18 protein-coding genes are annotated in these 23406 nt (G+C 57.0%); 8 read left to right on the forward strand and 10 right to left on the reverse strand.

Features of this window, described 5'->3' with window-relative positions; translation table 11 throughout:
• Positions 1–440 precede the first annotated feature (440 nt).
• From pntA to ACMGGH_RS15265, 3 genes are all read left to right on the forward strand, one after another.
• Entirely contained in the window at positions 441–1970 is a 1530-nt protein-coding gene (pntA, locus tag ACMGGH_RS15255) for a Re/Si-specific NAD(P)(+) transhydrogenase subunit alpha (RefSeq protein ID WP_028012942.1), read from the forward strand.
• Between the two features lie 10 nt (positions 1971–1980).
• Positions 1981–3369 (forward strand): Re/Si-specific NAD(P)(+) transhydrogenase subunit beta, encoded by a 1389-nt coding sequence (gene pntB / locus ACMGGH_RS15260; protein WP_013096868.1) that lies wholly within the window; start codon positions 1981–1983, stop codon positions 3367–3369.
• Positions 3370–3475: 106 nt separating this feature from the next.
• Positions 3476–4585 (forward strand): mechanosensitive ion channel family protein, encoded by a 1110-nt coding sequence (locus ACMGGH_RS15265; protein ID WP_041910286.1) that lies wholly within the window; start codon positions 3476–3478, stop codon positions 4583–4585.
• A gap of 40 nt (positions 4586–4625) precedes the next feature.
• On the opposite strand, the gene uspE is transcribed toward ACMGGH_RS15265, so the two are convergent.
• The 7 genes from uspE to ACMGGH_RS15300 all read right to left on the reverse strand — a co-directional run bounded on the left by uspE (position 4626) and on the right by ACMGGH_RS15300 (position 11800).
• Positions 4626–5576 (reverse strand): universal stress protein UspE, encoded by a 951-nt coding sequence (gene uspE, locus ACMGGH_RS15270; protein WP_028012944.1) that lies wholly within the window; start codon positions 5574–5576, stop codon positions 4626–4628.
• 109 nt (positions 5577–5685) lie between these two features.
• On the reverse strand, positions 5686–5838 hold the full coding sequence (locus ACMGGH_RS15275) for a hypothetical protein (RefSeq protein WP_223824746.1): 153 nt from the start codon (positions 5836–5838) through the stop codon (positions 5686–5688).
• Between the two features lie 176 nt (positions 5839–6014).
• Positions 6015–6767, reverse strand: a complete 753-nt coding sequence (gene fnr / locus ACMGGH_RS15280; RefSeq protein ID WP_006174991.1) for a fumarate/nitrate reduction transcriptional regulator Fnr — start codon at positions 6765–6767, stop codon at positions 6015–6017.
• A 183-nt stretch (positions 6768–6950) separates the two neighbouring features.
• Positions 6951–7466: a methylated-DNA--[protein]-cysteine S-methyltransferase gene (gene ogt, locus ACMGGH_RS15285; RefSeq protein WP_232948168.1), complete on the reverse strand. Its 516-nt coding sequence runs from the start codon at positions 7464–7466 to the stop codon at positions 6951–6953.
• A gap of 10 nt (positions 7467–7476) precedes the next feature.
• Positions 7477–9003 (reverse strand): p-aminobenzoyl-glutamate transporter, encoded by a 1527-nt coding sequence (abgT, locus tag ACMGGH_RS15290; RefSeq protein WP_045261473.1) that lies wholly within the window; start codon positions 9001–9003, stop codon positions 7477–7479.
• 41 nt (positions 9004–9044) lie between these two features.
• Positions 9045–10490, reverse strand: a complete 1446-nt coding sequence (locus ACMGGH_RS15295) for a M20 family metallopeptidase (protein WP_232948169.1) — start codon at positions 10488–10490, stop codon at positions 9045–9047.
• Entirely contained in the window at positions 10490–11800 is a 1311-nt protein-coding gene (locus tag ACMGGH_RS15300; protein ID WP_232948170.1) for a M20 family metallo-hydrolase, read from the reverse strand. The genes ACMGGH_RS15295 and ACMGGH_RS15300 overlap by 1 nt, the downstream gene beginning before the upstream one ends.
• A gap of 175 nt (positions 11801–11975) precedes the next feature.
• Here ACMGGH_RS15300 and ACMGGH_RS15305 point away from each other — a divergent pair, with 175 nt between their 5' ends.
• Positions 11976–12887 (forward strand): LysR family transcriptional regulator, encoded by a 912-nt coding sequence (locus ACMGGH_RS15305; protein ID WP_028012950.1) that lies wholly within the window; start codon positions 11976–11978, stop codon positions 12885–12887.
• Between the two features lie 355 nt (positions 12888–13242).
• Complete coding sequence (gene smrA, locus ACMGGH_RS15310; RefSeq protein WP_045630204.1) at positions 13243–13806, forward strand: DNA endonuclease SmrA; 564 nt, start codon at positions 13243–13245, stop codon at positions 13804–13806.
• Positions 13807–13833: 27 nt separating this feature from the next.
• On the opposite strand, the gene tcp is transcribed toward smrA, so the two are convergent.
• Entirely contained in the window at positions 13834–15495 is a 1662-nt protein-coding gene (tcp, locus tag ACMGGH_RS15315) for a methyl-accepting chemotaxis citrate transducer (RefSeq protein ID WP_232948171.1), read from the reverse strand.
• 143 nt (positions 15496–15638) lie between these two features.
• On the opposite strand from tcp, the gene ACMGGH_RS15320 reads away from it, so the two are divergent.
• From ACMGGH_RS15320 to umuC, 3 genes are all read left to right on the forward strand, one after another.
• Complete coding sequence (locus ACMGGH_RS15320; RefSeq protein WP_028012953.1) at positions 15639–16505, forward strand: aldo/keto reductase family oxidoreductase; 867 nt, start codon at positions 15639–15641, stop codon at positions 16503–16505.
• A gap of 555 nt (positions 16506–17060) precedes the next feature.
• Positions 17061–17495 (forward strand): translesion error-prone DNA polymerase V autoproteolytic subunit, encoded by a 435-nt coding sequence (umuD, locus tag ACMGGH_RS15325; RefSeq protein ID WP_028012955.1) that lies wholly within the window; start codon positions 17061–17063, stop codon positions 17493–17495.
• A complete protein-coding gene (gene umuC, locus ACMGGH_RS15330; protein ID WP_045630206.1) occupies positions 17479–18741 on the forward strand; it encodes a translesion error-prone DNA polymerase V subunit UmuC in 1263 nt (420 codons plus the stop codon). Before umuD ends, umuC begins: the two co-directional genes overlap by 17 nt.
• A gap of 383 nt (positions 18742–19124) precedes the next feature.
• Here the strand turns inward: umuC and ACMGGH_RS15335 are convergent, their stop codons facing one another.
• Both ACMGGH_RS15335 and ACMGGH_RS15340 read right to left on the reverse strand, forming a co-directional pair.
• Positions 19125–22196 (reverse strand): efflux RND transporter permease subunit, encoded by a 3072-nt coding sequence (locus tag ACMGGH_RS15335; protein ID WP_232948172.1) that lies wholly within the window; start codon positions 22194–22196, stop codon positions 19125–19127.
• Positions 22193–23341, reverse strand: a complete 1149-nt coding sequence (locus ACMGGH_RS15340) for an efflux RND transporter periplasmic adaptor subunit (RefSeq protein ID WP_232948173.1) — start codon at positions 23339–23341, stop codon at positions 22193–22195. Before ACMGGH_RS15340 ends, ACMGGH_RS15335 begins: the two co-directional genes overlap by 4 nt.
• Positions 23342–23406 lie beyond the last annotated feature (65 nt).

A 23406-nucleotide genomic window follows, 5' to 3' on the forward strand; every position in this document is an offset into this window, starting at 1 on the left:
GCCATTTTTCACTGCCTGTGCTCACTCAATTACCGAATTCGATAACATTTAGTGATATGTTGAAAAAACAGGCGTTTGACAAGCAAAACTGATAAAGCATATGACTTTTACAAGTTAATTTAATGTTAATAACTTGTTCTCTTATGGCGCTATATCATGTTTTTACCGCTTCGCTTGCGCGATTTATCGGTTCTGGCGATGAATTTAAGGTAAATATCACTGTCAGTGACGCCGATCGCTTATTTTTCACAGATAAAGTAAGAAATAGTGTTTTCTGGCGGTAGATCACAAGCGCTATTTTCAGTAGGTTATAGACAGTTTGTTACTGTTTTATTTTGCGGGGTTACTCATTTCTCGTCGCTATCATGCTGGCGAAAATTGATACAAACCGCGGGCATTTATCGACAAACCATCATCAAAAACCGATGGAAGGGAAAACTATGCGTATTGGGGTACCAAAAGAACGGTTAGCCAATGAAACCCGCGTAGCGGCAACACCGAAAACGGTGGAGCAACTGCTTAAGCTGGGTTTTACCGTCGCGGTTGAAAGCGGCGCAGGCAAGCTGGCGAGTTTCGATGACGAAGCCTTTATTCAGGCTGGCGCGGAAGTGGTGGACGGTGCTGAAGTCTGGCAGTCGCCCGTGATTCTGAAGGTCAACGCGCCGGAAGAGAGTGAGATTGCGCTGCTGAATCCAGGCACCACGCTGGTGAGCTTCGTCTGGCCTGCACAAAATCCTGAACTGATGGAGAAGCTGGCGGCCCGTGGCGTGACCGTGATGGCGATGGACTCCGTGCCGCGTATTTCGCGCGCGCAGTCGCTGGATGCGCTGAGCTCCATGGCAAACATTGCCGGCTACCGCGCCATTGTTGAAGCCGCTCACGAATTTGGACGCTTCTTTACCGGCCAGATCACCGCGGCGGGGAAAGTCCCACCGGCGAAAGTGATGGTAATTGGCGCGGGCGTGGCGGGTCTTGCCGCAATCGGTGCGGCAAACAGCCTGGGCGCTATCGTGCGCGCGTTCGACACCCGTCCCGAAGTGAAGGAACAGGTCCAGAGCATGGGGGCCGAATTCCTTGAGCTGGACTTTAAGGAAGAAGCGGGCAGCGGTGATGGTTACGCGAAGGTGATGTCCGAAGCCTTTATCAAAGCCGAAATGGAACTTTTTGCCGCGCAGGCGAAAGACGTCGACATTATTGTTACCACCGCGCTTATTCCGGGTAAACCGGCGCCGAAGCTGATCACCCGCGAGATGGTCGACTCCATGAAGCCGGGCAGCGTGATTGTCGACCTGGCGGCGCAAAACGGCGGTAACTGCGAGTATACCGTTGCCAATCAGGTGACCACGACCGCGAACGGCGTGAAGGTGATCGGCTATACCGACCTGCCTGGTCGCCTGCCAACCCAGTCGTCTCAGCTGTACGGCACCAACCTGGTTAACCTGCTGAAGCTGCTCTGCAAAGAGAAAGACGGCAACATCACCGTCGATTTTGACGATGTGGTGGTGCGCGGCGTCACCGTCGTTCGCGAAGGTGAAATTACCTGGCCTGCGCCGCCTATTCAGGTTTCAGCCCAGCCCCAGGCAGCGCCGAAAGCGGCACCCGAGCCAAAAGAACCGGCAAAACCGGCTTCTCCGTGGCGCAAATACGCCATCATGGCGCTGGTCATTATTCTGTTCGGCTGGCTGGCTGACGTCGCGCCGAAAGAGTTCCTCGGCCACTTTACCGTCTTCGCACTCTCGTGCGTTGTGGGTTACTACGTGGTGTGGAACGTCTCCCATGCGCTGCATACGCCGCTGATGTCGGTGACCAACGCTATCTCCGGGATCATCGTGGTAGGGGCGTTGCTGCAGATTGGACACGGCGGCTGGATCAGCTTCCTGAGCTTTATCGCGGTGCTGATCGCCAGTATCAATATTTTCGGTGGCTTCACCGTGACTCAGCGCATGCTGAAAATGTTTCGTAAAGGCTAAGGGGTAGCATATGTCTGGAGGATTAGTTACAGCCGCATACATTGTTGCTGCAATCCTGTTTATTTTCAGTCTGGCGGGGCTTTCCAAACACGAAACGTCTCAGCAGGGAAATAACTTTGGTATCGCCGGGATGGCGATTGCGCTGATTGCCACCATCTTCGGGCCGGATACCGGCAACGTGGCGTGGATCCTGGTGGCGATGATCATCGGCGGCGCGATTGGTATTCGCCTGGCGAAGCGCGTGGAAATGACCGAGATGCCGGAGCTGGTGGCGATTCTGCACAGCTTCGTGGGCCTGGCGGCGGTGCTGGTGGGCTTCAACAGCTACCTGTATCACGAACCGGGCATGGAGCCGATTCTGGTCAACATTCATCTGACCGAAGTGTTCCTCGGTATCTTCATCGGTGCAGTAACCTTCACCGGTTCTATCGTGGCGTTTGGCAAGCTGCGCGGTAAGATCTCTTCTAAACCGCTGATGCTGCCTAACCGTCACAAGCTGAACCTGGCGGCGCTGGTGGTGTCGTTTGTGCTCCTGGTGGTCTTCGTGCGTACCGAAAGCGTGGGCCTGCAGGTACTGGCGTTGCTGGTGATGACCATCATCGCGCTGGCGTTTGGCTGGCATCTGGTGGCGTCCATCGGCGGTGCGGATATGCCGGTGGTTGTCTCGATGCTGAACTCCTACTCCGGTTGGGCAGCGGCGGCTGCGGGCTTTATGCTGAGCAACGACCTGCTGATCGTCACCGGTGCGCTGGTCGGTTCTTCCGGTGCCATCCTGTCTTACATCATGTGTAAGGCGATGAACCGTTCGTTCATCAGCGTTATCGCCGGTGGCTTCGGTTCTGACGGTTCTTCTACCGGCTCTGACGAAGAAGTGGGTGAACACCGTGAGATCAGCGCGGAAGACACCGCGGAAATGCTGAAAAACTCGCATTCTGTGATCATCACCCCAGGCTACGGTATGGCGGTGGCGCAGGCGCAGTATCCGGTGGCGGAAATCACCGAGAAGCTGCGCGCGCGCGGTATCAAAGTTCGCTTTGGTATTCACCCGGTGGCCGGACGTCTGCCGGGCCACATGAACGTACTGCTGGCGGAAGCGAAGGTGCCATACGACATCGTGCTGGAGATGGACGAGATCAATGATGATTTCGCCGACACCGACACCGTGCTGGTTATTGGTGCTAACGACACCGTTAACCCGGCGGCACAGGACGATCCGCGCAGCCCAATCGCCGGGATGCCGGTTCTGGAAGTGTGGAAGGCGCAGAACGTCATTGTCTTCAAACGCTCGATGAACACCGGCTATGCTGGCGTGCAGAACCCGCTGTTCTTCAAAGAGAATACCCATATGCTGTTTGGCGACGCCAAAGCCAGCGTGGATGCGATTCTGAAAGCGCTGTAATTCGCTTTCTCCTGACAAACCGCCTTTCGGGGCGGTTTTCCTATTTCTGCGGCCAGCGTTTCTCCTCTGTCTATACTTTACCCTTTGTGTAATACGAGGAGGTGTAATGCAATTTCTGTCCCGCTTCGACATCATCGCGCTGATGATGACGCCGACATTCTGGATAGGCGCCGCCACGGTTGTCTTTGTGACGCTGCTGGTGTACTGGTTGCTAACGCGCCTGATCGCGTTCGTTAAGAAAGGCATCACCACCTGGGGCGACAAGCACCCGACCACCAACCGGATGCGTTTTATCCTGACCGATATGCTTAACCGCACCAGCCGCTTCCTGCTGTTTGTGGTGGCGCTGCTCTTCAGCCTGCGTTTCGTTGACTTGCCGGATCATCTCTTTGGCACCGTGAGCCACGCCTGGTTCCTGGTTTTCGCCATCCAGGTGGCGCTGTGGATGGATCAGGGGGTGGTGTCGTGGCTTCGTCACGTCATGCTGGCGCCCGGAAGCCATAAAAACCCGGTCACGCTGGTGATCACGGGGCTTATTCTCCGTGCCATCGTCTGGTCAGTGATGCTGCTGTCTATCCTTGCTAACGCGGGCGTCAACATCACTGCTCTGGTTGCCAGCCTTGGGGTAGGGGGTATTGCCATCGCCCTCGCCGTACAAACGATCCTCAGCGACGTGTTTGCCTCGCTCTCTATCGGCTTTGATAAGCCGTTTGAAATTGGCGATTTTGTGGTGTTCAACGACGTGGCGGGGACGGTAGAGCACATTGGCCTGAAAACGACCCGTATCCGCAGCCTGAGCGGGGAGCAGATCGTCTGCGGTAACGCCATTTTGCTTCAGCAGACGCTTCACAACTACAAACGCATGCAGACGCGTCGCATCGTCTTTACCTTTGGCGTTGCCAGCGACACGCCGCCCGATAAGTTGCGCTACGTGGGGGATATGGTCAGGCAGATCATTACCGATGTCGGCGAGACAAAATTCGATCGTGCCCATTTTCTGGGATTTGACCGCGACCGCCTGACGTTCGAAGTCGTCCATATCGTTAATACCGCGGATTACAACAAATACATGGACATCCAGCAGGAGATCAATATCCGTATTCTTGAAGGGCTGAACGCCCAGGGGATTAAGCTGGCGCTGCCCAGCATGGTATTGCACGCGCCGTGGATGCAGGATGAGTCAGGTGAACAGCCGAAGCCGGTAATGGAGAGCTGATGAGAAAAGCCCGCCGGAGCGGCGGGCTTTGATGTTTACGTTAATCGTCTTCCGGGTCGTCCAGCTCAATCGGCGTCTGATACTCATCCGGCTTGATGACCAGCAGGTCGCAGCGCAGATGGTCGATCACCTGTTCGGCGGTATTGCCGAGGAAGGCAGCAGAGATACCGGTCCGGCCAATGGTGCCCAGCACCACAATCCCGGCCTGCAGATGTTCGGCTAAATCCGGGATCACCTCTTCAGGCAGCCCTTTTTCCACGTGCGTCATGTTCTCGTCAATGCTGAACTTCTGGCGCAGCGCTTTCATCGCCAGCAGGTGCTGACCGCGGATCGCGTCGTTATAGACGCTTGGGTCAAATTCCGGCAGCTCAATGGCGATATTGATCGGGGTAACCGGATAGGCGCCCACCAGATGCACTTCGGTATGGTTAACCTGATCGGCAAGCTGGATGGTCTCCTTCACCAGCTTCTCGTTGAGCGAATTGTGATAATCCTCTTCGCTCGCGAGATTCACCGCCACAACGGCTTTCCCGCCTTCAGGCCACGGCTGGTCTTTCACCATCCAGACCGGGCAAGGGCATTTACGCAACAAATGCCAGTCGGTCGGAGTGAAGATTACGGACTCCAGCTTGTCGTGCTGGTGCGCCATCTTCAGCAGCAGGTCGTGCCCACCGGCAACCACTTCCTGGATAATGGCCTCAAAAGGTCGGTTATGCCAGACCACTTTAATATCAATAGGCACGCCCGCTTCCAGGTAATACTTCGCCTGTTCACGGATCCACGCGGTACGCTGGCTGATGACGCCCTGACGCATAGCGGTGCGCTCGTCAGGCGACAGAAGGGTGGTCATCTCATACGAGAAGTCATAGATCGGCAAAAACGCTTTGATTTTGCCACCAATCCGTTGATGTAAATACACAGCACGTCGTAATGCCGGCTGATCGTCCTGATTCGGATCGATAGCTACCAGCATGTTTTGATACTTGGCCATACAGGTCTCCTTACTACTGTCACCACAGTCTGTAATTAAAAGAGTAACCTATATATCCTGAATGAAACAGAGGGGAGCTTTTGCCAGATCAATAATTCATGAAAATTTATCAGAGGAAAAGCACGGTGGATGTCACCGCGATAAACGCAATGAACAGCAGCACCATCACCGCTATCGCAAAGGTCGTGGAATCCTGAACGTAGGTTTTTTCCTCCCCCTTCATCGGACCGACAAGCATGATCCAGATGAATATAAAGGTCACTGAGGCGATCACGACTGAAACGAAAAACAAACTTTCTCTCAATTCATAACCTCAACGACAACCTTTCAGGCGCTGTATGGGGACGTGCTACGATGAAAATGTCTTAAAGCGGAAGCGATGATACCAGACCAATAAATCACGTGAATTTATCAGTCTGGTTATCAACATGCGGAGAGTTACGCCACGTTGCGGGCGTGTCCGGCAAGAACGGCCAGCGCTTCGCCGTTTTCGATAGTGATGTATTTACCCTTAACGGCCAGCATTCCGCTCTTCTGGAAACGACCCAGCAGACGGCTTATGGTCTCAACGGTCAGGCCCAGGTAGTTACCGATATCGCCACGGGTCATGGTCAGACGGAACTCACGCGGCGAGAAACCGCGTTCGGCGAAGCGGCGGGAGAGGTTGTAGATAAACGCGGCCAGGCGCTCTTCTGCGTTCTTTTTGGAAAGTAGCAGAATCATGTCCTGATCGCCTTTGATCTCACCGCTCATCAGACGCATCATCTGCTGACGCAGGTTAGGCATCTTACCGGACAGATCGTCCAGGGTTTCAAACGGAATTTCGCAAACCATCGAGGTTTCGAGTGCCTGAGCAAAGCTCGGGTGGTGACCAGTGCCGATGGCATCAAAGCCCACCAGATCGCCTGCCAGGTGGAAGCCGGTGATCTGCTCGTCACCCTGTTCGGTGATGGTGTAGCTCTTGATGGTGCCAGAGCGGATAGCATAGAGCGATTTCAGTTCGTCTCCCGCTTTAAACAGCGTCTGCCCTTTCTGAATCGGCTTTTTGCGCTCGATGATATTATCAAGCTGATCGAGTTCATGCTCATTCAGGGTAAACGGGATACAGAGCTGGCTGATGCTGCAATCCTGGCAATGGATAGCACAACCGCCAGACTGAATGCGTCGTATAATTCGCTTTTCCGGGATCATAGGTTTGCTCAAGCCTTAATTGATATTGGTCAATTTTAACATCTTTTTGGTAAGTACGTAAGCCTGACAAACCCTCAATAAGGACAAGAGACGGCAACGTGTTGCCATCTTCTTGAAATTCCACAGCTTGATTATGGATTTTTAGCCTAACCGGTAGAAAATTAAGCACAAAAAGCCTGGGAACTACAGCAAGAGATACCCTTCGTGACGCAGTAACCACTCCTTGCGCTGCACGCCGCCGGCATAGCCGGTCATGGTGCCGTTACGGCCAATGACCCGATGGCAGGGCACCACAATGCTGACCGGATTAGAGCCATTGGCGGCACCCACCGCGCGTGCGGCGCCTGCGCGGCCTAGCTGCTCCGCGAGCTGGCCGTAATGCATGACCTGCCCGCACGGAATCGACCGCAGCGCCTGCCACACTTCGCGCTGAAAAGGGGTACCTGCCGTGGCGGTTGGCAGAGTGTCAATGATGCTGAGATCGCCTTCAAAATACGCCGCCAGCTTGTCGCTCAGCCCGCCCGGGTTGGTGGCGCTGATGCGTTCATAACCCTGTGCGCGGTAATGAATATCAAGCAGTTCCTCCATGCGGTCGCTGTGCTCTTCCCACTCAACGGCGCGCAGGCAGAACTGCTCGTCCGCGATCACCCACAGCCGCCCGAGCGGCGTCGCAATTTTATCTTCGAGTAATCTCAGCATTTTCAATCCTTTAATTTAGCCTCGGGTATATCCCCGGCCCAATCGGCAGGCCGACAAGATACCATGCCACCAGCATCACCAGCCATACCCCTAAAAAGATAAGCGGGTAGGGTAAAACCAGCGAATAGTAGGTACCCAGTCTGGCCTCGGGCTTATAGCGCTGCAGGAAGCCTAAAAACAGCGGAACGAAAGGTGAGACGGGCGCCAGCGGGATCACCGAGGAGTCCGCGATGCGGAACAGGATCTGGGCAAACGCCGGGTGGAACCCGAGCATCATAAACATCGGCACGAAGATCGGCGCCAGAATTGACCAGATGGCGGAGCCGCTGGCAATAAACATGCACAGCAGGGATGACAGCAGCGCCAGCCCGACAAACGCCGGTACGCCGCTTAATCCGGCAGCCTCCAGCGCGTCGGTCAGGCCCACGGCCATAAACTTGCCCATGTTGCTCCAGTTAAACATCGCCACGAACTGCGCCAGCGGGAATACCATCACGATAAAGCCCGCCATCTCTTTCATCGGCTCGATCATCAGCTGCGGCAGATCGCCCTGACGGCGGATTTTGCCGGTAGCGATACCGTAGGCGAGCGAAACGACAAAGAAGAAGAGAATAATCAGCGGCACGATGCCCTGAATAAACGGCGACGGCAGGACGGTATGCTTAACCGGATCGCGCAGTATGCCGTTTTCCGGCACCACCATCAGCGCCACCAGCGCGATAAACGCCAGCGAGACCAGCCCGGCCACGCGCAGGCCGAAGCGCTGCTCTTTGCTCAGCGTCTCCAGCTTTTCATCGCTACGGCCTTCCCATTTGCCCAGACGCGGCTCGACGATCTTATCGGTAATCAGCCCGCCGACAATCGTCAGGACAATCACCGAGCTGGCCATAAAGTACCAGTTGTCGATCACGCTGACGTGCATGGCCGCATCAATGGTTTTCGCCGCCTCCGTGCTGATGCCCGAGAGCAGCACGTCGGTGGTGACGATCAGCAGGTTGGCGGTAAAGCCGCAGCCCACGCCCGCAATGGCCGACAGCAGACCCGCCACGGGATGGCGCCCGACGGCGAGGAAGATCAGCGCCCCCATCGGCGGCATAATCACCAGCGCGGCATCGGATGAAATGTGGCTGAAGAAGGCGATAAACAGCACCATGTAGCTGGCGTAGCGCGCGCTGACGTGGGACGCCATTTTTACCATCAGTGCGGGTAACAAGCCCACGCGTTCAGCCAGCCCGGCGCCCAGCACCAGCGCCAGAATGGCCCCCAGCGGAGCGAAACCGCTGAAGTTTTTGATCACGTTCGGTAAAAACCAGTGCAGCCCGTCAACGCTGAGCAGGTTTTTCACCGCCACCAGGCTGCCGTCTGCCGGGCTGCGCACGCTGACGTCAAAGGCCGAGAGCACGGCGGTGGCAACCATCAAAATCACAATCAGATAGATAAACAGCAGGAAAGGGTGCGGCACTTTATTGCCGATCCTTTCAACCCAGCCATAGAGCTTACCGGATGGGGAATGCGAAGGTATGGATGACATACTCATGGGCGTTCCTCGGGAGTGTTGTGTTGTTGTGTTGTGTTTTTTTATTTTAAAGGTGACGGTGTCACGCCCAGTGGGATCGGACACGCGTACGGTTTTTCTTCTATTTGTTGTTCGAACTCTTCACGGCATGTTTTCAGCAGGTCTGCATCCTGCAGCAGATTGAGTGCGGTTGCGCCCATCACTTTCCCGGCCAGCAGCATGCCTTTGTGGGCGATGGAGGTTCGTCCTTGCGCCACCAGTTGCCAGGTGTGCAGCGGCGTGCCAACGGTAAAGCAGGGGCTGAAGCACTGGGCGACCGGCATTTTCCAGCTGACGTCACCCACGTCTGTTGAACCCGCCAGCACGTTATCGGTGATGGCATAGGGCGCGACTTCATCCACCAGCAGCGTCTCCTGATGGCGGCGGGCAAAGGCTTTGCCTGCTTCTCCCCCCGTGGCGGCAATGTTTTTCAGGCTGTTCTGCAGATCGCTGGGCGTCAGCGTGGCGCGGATTTCGCGGGCAAAGTCGCGCTCTTCATCGGTCCACTCCGGCGTGCCGTAGTGCTGCAACGCGCGGTACATCGCAGCCTCAAGCGTGCGGTTCGGCAGGTAGCTGGAGCAGGCCTTATCAAAGCGGCATTCGACGGTGGTTTCGGTCATCATTGCCGCGCCCTGGGCAATTTTTTCGATGCGCTCATAGATCTGCTGCGCGTCGGCCATCTCCGGGGCGCGGATCAGGTACAGCACTTCAGCCTGCGCCTGCACCACGTTGGGCGAAATCCCGCCGGTGTCGGTGATGGCGTAATGGACGCGCGCTTTCTCTATGATGTGCTCGTTAAGGAAGTTGGTGCCGGTAGTCATCAGCGTCACGGCGTCCAGCGCGCTGCGCCCTAAATGGGGCGAGTTGGCCGCATGCGCCGCCACGCCGTGAAAACGCCAGGCCGCCTGAATGTTGGCCAGCGTGCTGACGTTAAACATCCCGGCAAAGGCCTCCGGGTGCCAGGTGACGGCGGCATCAACGTCATCAAACAAACCTTCACGTACCATAAAGGTTTTCCCGGAGCCGCCTTCCTCACCGGGACAGCCGTAAAAACGCACCGTTCCGCTGCCGCCGTGCTGCTCCAGCCAGCTTTTTACCGCCACCGCGCCCGCAAGCGCTGCGGTGCCCAGCAGGTTATGCCCGCAGCCGTGGCCGTTTGCCCCCGGCGTGGCGGATTGCGCCGTCGCGCAGTGCGCCTGCTGGCTTAGCCCGGCCAGTGCGTCGTACTCGCCCAGCAGAGCGATAACCGGTTTTCCGCTGCCGAAGCTGGCAATAAAGGCATTTGGGATACCGCCTGCCTCTCGGGTCAGCGTAAAGCCCTCGGCTTCCAGCTCGTCAGCGAGCCGTCTGGATGACCAGAACTCTTCAAAGCGGGTTTCGGGATGATCCCAAATTGCGTCGGCAATATCGGTTAGCGTCTGACATCGCGTGTCGATGGCGTCGGCAATAAAAGCGTAGTTCTCCTGCATTACACACCTCGCGTCCACGGGAAATTGAGCGCAGTTCGCGCCAGCGTTTCAATGGCGACAGCCATGACCTGCTCATCGAAGTCGAATTTTTCGTTGTGATGTCCGGCGCTCAAATCCGTGCCGAACACCATATACGACGCCATGCCGCCGTTCTGCTGCACGCGGGCCATCATCAGCGTGGCGTCTTCAGAGCCTGCTGGCGCTTTCACCTTATCGATTGCGTGCACAATTCCCGATACCTGGCTCGCCTGTTCACGCAGGTAATCAACCCAGGCCGGCGTCGGCGCGCTGGAGGTGGCGGCCCCCATCAGGCGCATCTCCGCGCTCACGCCATAGAGCGCGGCCGCGCCGGTAATGACAGCCTGCGCACGTTCAAAGACATACTGGTTTATTGCTTCGCTTTCGCCGCGGGTTTCAACCTTGATCAGTGCATTTGCGGGCACCACGTTGCGGCCGCTACCCGCCTGCATCACGCCGACGTTGACGCGGGAAGCGCCTTCGCTGTGCGGGGCGATGCTGTGCAGGGCGAGGGCGGCCTGCGCGGCGGCAAGCAGGGCGTTACGTCCATCCTCCGGTTTGCCGCCCGCGTGTGCGGCAACGCCGGTAAAGTTCACGTCGAACTTGGTGGTTGCCATAAAGTTATCGCTGCCGCAGATCGCCGTTCCGGCGGGGACGCCGGTACCAATATGGATGGCGGTAAAATAGTCCACGCCGTCCAGCGCCCCGGCGGCGACCATGGCGCGCGCGCCGCGGGTGCCTTCCTCGGCAGGCTGGAAGATCAGCTTGACGGTACCGTTGAGCTGCGCTTCGTTCTGCTTAAGCACCTTTGCCAGCCCCAGGCCAATGGTGGTGTGGCCGTCGTGCGCGCAGGCGTGCATCATTCCCGCGTTGCAGGAGGCAAAACCGTCGCGGAACGGGCGATGGCTGTCGTCGAGCGCTTCGCTTAAATCAAGGGCATCCATGTCGACGCGAAACGCCAGCGTCGGGCCCGGTCGTCCGGTATTCAGGGTCGCCACAATGCCGGTAAATCCGCCTTCAAACGGCGCCAGCCATTTCTCAGGCGCCCCCTGCGACCGCGCACGGGCAAACTCTCGCGAAAGGGTGGCGTCATCGGGCAGCCCCATACGGCTTTCGGCATCGATCACGTCGCGACCCATCGCCAGTTCGTAGCCCAGGGAGTCAAGGATTTCCGCGACCTTTGCGGCGGTACGGAACTCTACCCAGCCGGATTCCGCAAACTGGTGAAAATCGCGACGCCATGCGATCAGCTGGGGGGCTAATGTCTGGATGTACTGCGCCAGTGTGTCCATATCTGTTCCTGTCATCATTAAAAAATGTGAACTGCTTCACGCTGTGATAGTTTTTACTTATCACTAACCGTTTTTTCACAGTTTTAACCGTTCAGGAATTACCCTCGCACATCCCTTTCCATTAAAGTAGATGACAGTTTCTTTACTCTGATAAACAACGGTTATCGGTTGGGCTATGTCATTTCAGATTAAATTCCATCAAATCCGGGCGTTTGTTGAAGTGGCGCGTCAGGGCAGCATTCGCGGTGCCAGCCGGACGCTGAATCTCTCGCAGCCGGCGCTGACCAAATCCATCAAAGAGCTGGAGGAGGGCATGGCGGCGCAGCTTTTTGTTCGCCGGAGTAAAGGCGTTGCGCTGACCGAGTGCGGGGAAGGGTTTTACCAGCGCGCCAGGCTGATTCTGGAAGAGCTGCGTGCGGCGCAGGATGACATTCGCCAGCGGCAGGGGGATCTGGCCGGGCAGATCAATATCGGGATGGGGGCCAGCGTGTCACGCAGCCTCATGCCCGCCGTCATCACCCGTTTTCACGCCCAGCACCCGCAGGTTAAAGTGCGAATTATGGAAGGGCAGCTGGTGTCGATGATCAATGAATTACGCCAGGGCGAACTGGACTTCACCATCAACACCTATTATCAGGGGCCTTACGACCATGAGTTTACGTTTGAAAAACTCTTCGAAAAACCGTTTGCGGTATTTTGCCGGGAAGGGCATCCGGCGACAGGGGCAACATCCATTAACGATCTGCTGCATTATAACTGGACAATGCCAACGCCGCGGGGAAGTTATTATAAGCAATTAGAAGATCTATTTAGCCACCGCTCGCAAATACCGCGGATTGGCGTAGTGTGCGAAACCTTTTCTTCCTGCATTAGCCTTGTTGCGCAAAGTGATTTTTTAAGTATCCTTCCGCAGGAGTTAGGCTGTGACCCGCTGCTGGCGCACCGTCTGGTCATTCTGCCGGTTGCCGAGTCGCTTCCAAAAGCCGCATATTATTTAATTCAGCGCCGGGATTCTCGTCAAACTCCGCTTGCCGAATCATTAATTACGCAATTCAGAAGGGAAGCGAGAAAAATAGTTTCAGGGTGAATGTCGCATAATAAAAAAACAGAGTCTGCCCGACATCAGACAGACCCTATAGTACACACAGCAGTGCGTCCTTTCGCAAGTCCTGGGTATTATATCCATGAGGCAGGTAAATTTAGTTATAACACCTTTCCCGAAAAATGACAGGAAGGTGAATGACTGATTTTACGAAAATTTAACGCAAATCACCTATTTTACCGTTGATGGGGTTTTAGTTAAGTCAGGTTTAAGTGCATTTTATAATGACTATATATATTCATCGGGTTAATATTTATCTCGTGCCTCATCTTCTAAGGGTTATTGAGACACCTGTCTGGCGCAGGTATAGTACAAGCCCAGATGTAGCCGGAGGATTTCCATGAACCCTGACGACAAATCCCTTTTTCTTGACGCCATGGAGGATGTCCAGCCCCTGAAACGCTGCACCGATATCCACTGGCAGCAAAGCCGTAATACCCGGGCTCGCCAGGACATCGATACCGAACAGCTCGACAACTTTCTGACCCTGGGTTTCCTTGAGCTATTGCCACTTGACGAGCCGCTGGCGTTCCAGCGCGAAGGCGTCCAGCAGGGCGTTATTGATAAGCTGCGTTCGGGTAAATACTCCCGACAGGCCAGCTTAAATCTGTTGCGTCAGCCCGCTGAACGCTGCCGCCAGATGCTGTATTCCTTTATTCGCCAGGCCAGTCGTGACGGATTACGTAACCTCATCATCATCCACGGGAAAGGGCGCGAGCAAAATTCGCATCCTAATGTGGTGCGTAGCTATCTGGCACGCTGGTTAACCGAGTTCGAGGAAGTGCAGGCGTTCTGCGTGGCGCTGCCGCATCACGGCGGCAGCGGGGCTTGCTATGTTTCCCTGCGAAAATCCGACGACGCGAAGCAGGAGAACTGGGAACGGCACGCCAAGCGCAGCCGTTAGCGGGCGATATCTTCGCCCGCCTGAGGCTTAGAAGGTTTCCCAGTTACTGTCGGGGGTGGCATTAGCCGTTGCCGGACGCAGCAGCTGCGGCGTTTTAACGTTGGCCGGGCGTGGGGCGGTGGCGTTTGCTTTACCGTTCAGACGAAACGCGGCCACGGCCTGACGCAGCTGTTCGGACTGATCTTCCAGCGCCGCTGCCGCCGTGGCGGACTGCTGCACCAGCGCGGCGTTTTGCTGCGTCACGCTGTCCATCTGCGACACGGCCAGGCTCACCTGCTCAATTCCGCGGCTCTGCTCATCCGATGCGGACGAAATCTCGCCCATGATATCGGTGACGCGGGTGACGGCGGCGACAATCTCCTTCATAGTCGCGCCCGCTTCGCTGACCTGCTCAGAACCGGTGTTCACCCGGCTGACGGAGTTCTCAATAAGCCCTTTGATCTCTTTCGCCGCCTGCGCGCTGCGGCTGGCCAGCGTACGAACTTCACCGGCGACAACCGCAAACCCGCGGCCTTGCTCGCCTGCGCGTGCGGCTTCCACCGCGGCGTTAAGCGCCAGAATGTTGGTCTGGAATGCAATGCTGTCAATCACGCCGGTAATATGAGCGATTTGCTGCGAACTGTCGGCAATTTCGTTCATGGTGCGCACCACGTTATCCACGACGTGGCCGCCGCGAGCCGCTGTTTCAGAGGCATTCTTCGCCAGCAGCGTCGCCTGACGGGCGTTATCGGAGTTCTGTTTAACCGTTGCGGTCAGCTCTTCCATGCTGGCGGCTGTCTCTTCGAGCGAGGAGGCCTGCTCTTCGGTGCGGGCGGAGAGATCGTTGCTCCCTGCGGCAATTTCACCCGCGCCGGTGTAGATGGAGTCGGTGCTGCCGCGTACGGCGCTGACGGTCGTCACCAGCGACTGCTGCATCTCGTGCAGGCCAGCCGCCAGCTGACCCATCTCATTGCGGCCAGAGAGGGTAATATCCTGCGTCAGATCGCCTCCCGCAATGGCGCGAATATGGTTCATGATGGCGTTGAGCGGTTTTAACAGCAGGTGCTGTAAACCCTGCCAGATCACCACCAGCACGGCGATAACGGCCAGGAAAATGGCTGCCAGCGTCCACTGCATCTGCGTGAAGCTGCTTTGGTTCTCTTCGGTTGCCGCCTTCAGCAGCGTGTTGTTCTCGGCGCGCCAGCGGTTATAGACCGCTTCCATGTCGTCCTGGGCCTGCTGAGCGTCCAGATCGCCATAGGCCTGGTAGTTGTCGGCACGCAGATACTCAATCGACAAACGCATCACCTCGTGCATCTGATTCCATGACTTCTGCATCTCGTCGGTTAACGCCGCATTCTGGTCGTTAACCTGCGGCATTTTCTGCCATTCTTTGTTATAGGCTTCAGCTTTAGCCAGCGAGTCGCCTGCGGTGCCGAGCAGTTTGTTAATCGCGGCAAGGGATGCCGGGTCGCGCTGGTTCTTCAGGTAGCGGATTGCCACGCGGGTGACGGTAACGCGCGTTTTCACCAGCGTGTTCACGCTGTCGCTCAGGCTTTCCTGCTGGGCATTCAGCACGCCGGAGTTCTGGAAGTTATGGCGATCGTTGCTGACGGCAGAGTAGAACAACCCTCCCGTGACAACTTGCAGCAGACAGAATATGGTGAGGGCAAAGATAATTCCGGTAATCACGTGCAGATTTTTCAGCATAGCGGTCGTCCGTTAGAAAAGATGCAGAGGTACACCCATACTATCGTCGTATAGAATTTAAACTTTAATTTAACTCGCGCTTAACTTAGGGCTTCGGTCAGGAACCTGTTGTAAATCCGGATCATTTTATGAGGAAGGTTAACATGAGCAGCATTGATAAAAGCGGGACGTACGCGCTCGGAACGCGAACGGTTAAACGACTGGGCTACGGGGCAATGCAGCTTGCCGGGCCGGGCGTATTTGGCCCGCCGAAGGATAAACAGGCCGCGCTGGACGTGCTGCGCGAAGCCGTGGCGGCGGGTGTGAATCATATCGATACCAGCGATTTTTACGGCCCGCATGTGACGAACCAGCTGATCCGCGAGGCGCTTCATCCTTACCGGGACGATCTTACCCTCGTCACCAAGATCGGTGCCCGTCGCGATGACAAAGGGGCCTGGCTGCCGGCCTTTTCCGCGCAGGAGCTGACCCAGGCGGTGCATGACAACCTGCGCAACCTGAAGCTGGATGTGCTGGACGTGGTGAACCTGCGGATCATGTTTAGCGCACACGGCCCGGCAGAAGGATCGATTGCTGAACCGCTTTCCACCCTCGCAGAATTACAGCAGCAGGGGCTGGTACGCCACATTGGCCTGAGCAACGTCACGGCCACGCAGGTGGCGGAAGCGCGGAAGATGGTGCAGGTCGTCTGCGTGCAGAACATGTACAACATTGTGAACCGCGGCGACGATGCGCTGGTGGATTTACTGGCGCAGCAGGGGATTGCGTATGTGCCGTTCTTCCCGTTGGGAGGCTTCACGCCACTGCAGTCCACCGGCCTGCAGGCCGTCGCGGATTCCCTGGGCGCAACGGCGATGCAGGTTGCGCTGGCATGGCTACTGCAACGGTCGCCGAACATCCTGCTGATCCCCGGCACGTCATCCGTGGCGCATCTGCGGCAAAACCTCGCGGCGGGAGAGGTGCAATTGCCGCCTGAAGCACTTGAAAAACTGAATGCGCTGATGGGTTAATCACAGCATGGGCAAAGCCGGAAGGGCACTTCCAGGCTTTGCCTGCTCAGACTCCGCATTGACTTTTCTGTCTGTGAAGCGCTAACGCTTCTGCCACAATTTCCTGCTTGCTTTTTCGCGTCTCAAAGGCGGTGATTCTGATGTATTCCATCAGGTCAGGCTCAATGCGGGCGCTCAACATCCTGAGATCGGCCTCCTTTGCTAAACCGCGGGCAACTCGCTTGTCGGGATAGTCACGGGCTGGCATAGAAAACGTTCTCCAAAAGTCTTGATAATTCGTGCCCTAAAATATGCGTTATTCTGATACCGAAGTCAATTGATAGTGTTTGCATAGTGATTTTATGATTTTTTTTCACATAAAGTGATTTTAAAGTGTTGGCTAATGACTTTTTTATGACTTTTGGTTGGCCCATCTGCGATCGCCAGCAGAGAGATTGCTAAATTAAATCCGCTCAAACTTCAACGCGTTTGCGGTCTTTGTCGGAAATGACCTTGATCCTGTGCCGTAATCCGTAATACTGTGTTTATATACAGTATCTGGCGGGAAAGGCATTTATGGACACTCTCTTTTCTTATCATCCAAAGCAACTTATTGAATTACCTTTATATCTTGAGCGTGTTGCCTGTGGTTTTCCAAGCCCTGCGCAGGATTATGTGGAGGATCGTCTCGATCTTAACCGGCTGGCGGTCAGGCACCCCAGTGCGACCTACTTTATCAAAGTGAGCGGGGACTCCATGATCGGCGCAGGGATTAGCGACGGCGATCTGCTGGTGGTAGACCGCTCGTTAAATGCCGAGCACGGGGACATTGTTGTGGCGTCGGTCGGCGGCGAATTTACGGTGAAAGAGCTACAGACCCGCCCGGTTCTGCGGCTGCTGCCGCGTAATGCCCGCTATCAGCCGATCGCCTTTCAGTCCGAAGAGGAGCTGCAAATCTTCGGTGTCGTCACTCATACGCTCAAAACGCATAAACATGTTCGCGCTGGTTGATGTGAATAGCTTCTATGCCTCCTGCGAGAGGGTGTTTCGCCCCGATCTGGTGGGTAAGCCCATCGTGGTGGTGTCCAATAACGACGGCTGTATTATTTCGCTGTCGCGGGAGGCAAAGCAGTTCGGCATAAAAATGGGGGAGCCCTATTTTAAATTCAAAGAGAAGGGGTATCCGTCGCGGGTTTACGTCTTTAGCTCCAACTATGCGCTGTATGCCGATCTCAGCAGCCGGGTGATGCAGACGCTGACCGATCTCGCGCCGGCCATTGAGATCTACTCCATCGATGAAGCATTTGTGAACGTTTCGGGTGTCAGCAACTGCATCTCGCTGGAAGCATTCGGTCATCAGATGCGTACGCAGGTCTTTAAAAACACAGGCTTAAGCGTGGGCGTTGGGATTGCGCCGACCAAAACGCTGGCGAAGCTGGCCAACTATGCGGCGAAGCGGTGGTCAGCCACCGGTGGCGTGGTCGATCTCTCGGATCGTGGACGGCAGCGTAAGCTGCTGGCAAAGGTTCCGGTGGAGGAGGTGTGGGGCGTAGGACGACGCATCACGAAAAAGCTTAACGCGATGGGGATAACCACGGCGCTGGAGCTGGCGGAAGCGTCATCCTGGGTCATCCGCAAACATTTTAACGTGGTAATGGAGCGCACGGCGCGCGAGCTTCGAGGTGAGCCCTGCCTCGATCTGGAAGAGTTTACTCCCACGAAGCAGCAAATTATCTGTAGTCGTTCGTTTGGACACCGTATTACGCAGTACGAGGAGATGCATCAGGCCATTTGCGCCTATGCAGAACGTGCTGCGGAAAAACTGCGTGGCGAGCATCAGTATTGCCGCTTTATCAGCGTGTTTGTGCGCACCAGCCCGCATGCCGACAACGAAATTTATTACGGCAACCAGGCTTCCGTCACCCTGATGACGCCCACCAATGATTCGCGCGATATCATCCGTGCCGCCACGGAGGCGCTGGGTCGTATCTGGCTTGACGGATATCGCTATATGAAAGCGGGGGTGATGCTGGCAGACTTTTTCAGCAGCGGCGTTGCCCAGCTGAATTTGTTTGACGATAACCGCCCGAGCGCCAACAGCGCCGCGCTGATGGAAACCATCGACAGCTTAAATCATTCCGGCAAAGGGAAAATATGGTTTGCCGGGCAGGGGATTGAGAAAGCCTGGGCGATGAAGCGGGAGATGCTGTCACCGGCCTATACGACGCGGTACGCGGATTTGCCGGTAGCGAGATGAAAAGCGGCTATGTGTGACAAAGAGCCGGAGACGGTTTACGGACGCCGCTCCTATGCAGCGTCCATAGCATCAGGGTTAAGGGCTTACTCAACCGTTAACGCATCGACAACCTTGTCGCTTCTCTATCCACACCGCCATCTCTCCCGCAAGGTGCGGGCCTTCACCGAGTGGCTGGAAAGTTTAGTGTAAAACCGCCACCGGAGAAGAGCCGCCAGTTCATGACACCGCGCGCCAATCTGTTCCATGGCATTCAGCAGGCGAGGCGTGGGTTCGTTTGCGCAGTTTAGCCGCAGCAGCTGACGGAGGATGAGATCCCCCGGATCCTGAGGAACCGTTTTGCGCTGACGGCTGTGTAATCTGCCGGGGAACGATTGAGCCTCAGCTCACCTTTCTTCTGCGGCTTTGCGCTGAGTCCCCCACTGTAACAGCAGGCTAAACGACGCGGGTAATACGGTCAGCGTTACCAGCGTCGCGACCAGCAGCCCGCCGATAATCGCATAGGCCATTGGCCCCCAGAATACCTGATGAGAGATCGGGATCATGCCCAGAATGGCGGCGCAGGCGGTCAGACAGATGGGCCTGGCCCGATGCTCCGCGGCCGCCACAATCGCGGCATCGTTTGCCATCCCCTGAGCAAGATTACTGTCTACCTCGCTAATCAGTATCACCGCGTTACGCACGATCATCCCCGCCAGGGCGATGACGCCCAGCAGCGCGACAAATCCCATCGGCGTGCCGCCGGGCAGCATAGCCAGCACAATCCCCGGTAAACCAAACGGGGCCATCAGAAGCGCCAGCAGCATCCGGGAATATCGGCGCAACTGAAGCATCAGCAGCATCAACATGATGGCAAGCGTCACCGGAAGAACGCTAAAAACGGAGCTGTTCCCCTTATCTGATTCGGCAACCGCGCCGCCTTCTTCTATGCTGTAACCGGCTGGCAGCTCCGCGCGCAGCGTGTCGATCGCCGGACGCAGCGCCGCCGATACCGCTTCGGCCCTCAGCCCCGGCGCGAGGTCAGTTTGCACCGTAATAAAAGGCAACCGCTGTCGACGCCAGATGACCGGATCGTCCACGCTCCAGTCCAGCGTCGCGACGGCGCTGAGCGGAATTTTTTTACCGTCATTCCCCTGAACGGTCAGCGAGGAGAGGGTGGCGGTGCTGTGACGTTCATTGTCCGTGGCCCGCAGCAGCACGTCGACAAGGCGATCGTTATCCCTGACCGAGGTGACAACGCTGCCGGACCAGAGGGTATTCAAGGTGCGGGCGAGAGCTTCTGACGATATTCCTGCCGCCCTGGCCGCCGTCTGATTCACCTTCAGAGTAATGATCCTCTCCGGCTCTCCGGCCGTCTGGTTAACCTCGCGCGACAGCGGCGATTGGCCAATCGCGTCGGCCAGACGGTTCGCAAGCACCCGGACCTGCAGGTAATCAGGCCCGCTCACCCGGTATTTGATTGGCCAGCCGACGGGCGGCCCAAGCTCCAGGGGCGACACGCGCGTGATGATGTCGCTAAACTGCGCCGCCAGCAGCCTGTTCAACTGCCCATGCAGACGATCCCGCGCCTGAAGATCCTTCGCCACCACCACAATCTGGGCGATGTTTTCATTTTCCAGCAGCACGTCCATCGGCAGGTAAAAACGGATGGCTCCTGACCCGACGTACGTCGAGTAGCGCTCGATATTGCTGTTGCCGGCCAGCGCGTGTTCCAGCTTTTCCACCTCTCTTAACGTTTCGGGCTGCGACGCGTTGGCCGGAAGCGTCAGGCTGACCAGCAGCTCAGGCCGGTCCGACGCGGGGAAGAACTCACCCTGCATAAACGTCGTGCCGTACACGGACAGCCCCAGCGCGGAAAGCGCAATCAGCACGGTGGCGAGCCGGTGACGTAGCGCCAGCCCTAAAAGCCGCCCGTACCCGCGCGCGATCCTTCCAGGGCCTGCCGCGCGATGTCTGACCTTCTCCGGCAGCAGCCACGTGCCCGTCAGCGGCGAAAACAGGATCGCGACAACCCAGGAGCAGAGCAGGGCAATCAGCACTACCGCAAACAGGGAAAAACAATATTCACCGGCGCTGGAAGCCGCAAAACCAACGGGAATAAACCCGGCAATCATCACCAGGGTTCCGGTGAGCATCGGGAAGGCCGTCGTTTTGAATGCATGGGTGGCCGCATGCCGACGGGAATCCCCGGCTTCCAGTCGGGAGACCATCGTTTCGACGGCGATCATGGCGTCATCCACCAGCAGACCCAGCGCAATGATCAGCGCCCCAAGCGAGATACGCTGAAGCCCGATGCCGGCGAGCATCATGCCGGCAAACGTCATGGCGAGCACCAGCGGAATGGCCGCAGCCACCACCAGCCCAGCCCGCAAACCCAGCGAGACAAATGAAACCGCCAGCACGATAACAACAGCTTCAATAAGCACCCGGACAAAACCACTTACCGCGTCACTGACCACCGCCGACTGATCGGCAACTTTCACCATCTCAATACCGTGCGGCAGCCCGGCACTGAGGACTGTCATTCTGTCGTTCAGCGCGGCGCCAAAACGCAGCATGTTGCCCGTTGGCGCCATTGACACCGCCAGCCCGATGGCCGGTTTGCCGTTTACCCGGTACGTGGGGGCCGGCGGCTCGGCGGCTTCCCGGGTGACGGTGGCGATATCGGTCAGCGGAATATAGCGATTGTTAATGTGCAGCGTGACGGCGCGTAAACTCTCTTCGGACGTGAGCGCCCCGCTGACCTTGATCGCGATGTTCTCCTGCCCGGTACGCATAACGCCAGCCGGGACAACAGCGTTTTGCGCCCGCAGCGCATCGGCGACCGCCTGAATATCCAGTCCCATACCCGCCAGACGGGCCGGAGAAAAAGCGAGAACCATCTGATCCTGCTGTTCGCCCAGCAGGGTGGTTTTGCCGATATCTGGCAAGGAGGCGAGCTCACGACGTATTGTCTCAACGCGATCCCGCACTTCCCGTAAGGTGTAGCCGTCGGGAATAAAGCCGTAAATCGTGCCGAACGTATCGTCAAATTCGTCGTTCACGGCCGGGCCCTGAACGCCTTCCGGTAAAGACGGCGCGATGTCCTGCATTTTTTTGCGGATCTGATACCAGATGTCCTGCACCATTTGCGGCGGGGTATTGTCACGGAGATTCACATGGATAACCACGCTCCCGGCGCGGGTTTCACTTTCGAGATAATCAAGCCAGGGCGTTTCCTGCAGCTTTTTTTCAAGCGTATCGGTCAGCAGACGGGTGGTGTCCGTTACGGACGCGCCCGGCCACTGCGCGGAGACGACCGCCGTTTTAATGGTAAAAACCGGATCTTCATTACGCGGCAGTTTTTCATAGCAGAACACGCCCATCGCCACGATCAGCAGCATGAAGAAACTGACCATCTGCTGATGGTTAAGCGCCCATGCGGACAGGTTAAATTTCGCTTCCGGTTTCGTGTTCATGGCTGAACCTCCCCGGGTACCACCGGCTCTCCGGAACGGAGTTTGCTCACGCCAGCCGTAATCACCCGGTCGCCTGGCTCAAGGCCGGAGGCGATAATCACCGAGGAGGCCGTATAGCAGGCAGGCACCACCGCACGCAGCTGCGCCTGCGAATGCGGGTTAATCACAAACACCGCCGGTCTATCTCCTGTTCGGCTCAGAGCCGATGCGGGAATGACGTAACCTCGCGGGCCAGTCGAGGGCAGGGTGACGGTGACGCTGGCACCCAGCACTATCGCCGCTGGCGGGTTTATCAGGGTGGCTCTGACGCGCCAGGTGCGGGTCTGAGGATCGGCCTGCGGGGTGATATCCCGCAGCACGGCAGATGCCTGTACCGACGGGTCGCTGAGCAGGGAAACCCGCAATTCCGCCTTATCCAGCGGCGGTATCGCATCGGGCGTGGCGATATCAAACGCTACGTCGCGGGCTTCGCCGGTTGCCAGCGTAAGCACCGTCTGTCCCGCGCTGACAACCTGGCCCGCAGAGGCGCTCACCTCGGTGATCGTGCCGGTTTGTGGAGCGATAAGGCGCGTCCAGCCAAGGCTTTCGCGGGCGTTACGCCACGCGGCCTCGCTGCTTTTTAATCGCGCGCGGGCGACAAGCCAGTCCGCGCGGGCGCTGTCGAGTTGCGTGCGGGCTATTGCGCCCGTCGGCATGAGCTTTTGCATTCGGCTGACGTTAAGCGCGGCAACCTGCGCTGAGGCTGTGGCCCCTTCATAGTCGGCCGTTGCGCTGTCGAGCTGATTTTGTCCGGTGGTATTTTCAAGTGTGGCCAGCAGCTGTCCGGCATTAACCCGATCGCCAATATCAACGCTGCGCGTCAGTATTCGCCCCCCGGTTTGAAAGCTCAGCGTCGTTTCATCGCGGGCATGGATCTCACCGGTCCTTTCCAGCGCGGGGAGGGTTTGGGCTGTACGTACGACGACGTAGCGCACCTTACGCACTGGGGCAGGCTTATTTTCCTGTTTGTCACCGCAGCCGGTGAGCGGAAAAATCACCAGCGCGAGCAGGACCAGAGGGAGAAAATTTACCCAGGAAAGAGTGCGCGCCACGCCGTACAGATGGTGCAGGCAGTGGCGGAGGGAGAGAACAAATTCGTCTGACATAACGCCGCTCCATAAAGATGAGGGCGTTATTAAATGCGCGCTACGTCGAGAAAGATTCGATGTTC

It is taken from the genome of Enterobacter sp. BNK-16, assembly GCF_048684955.1.
GTDB classification, from domain to species: Bacteria; Pseudomonadota; Gammaproteobacteria; order Enterobacterales; family Enterobacteriaceae; genus Enterobacter; species Enterobacter bugandensis.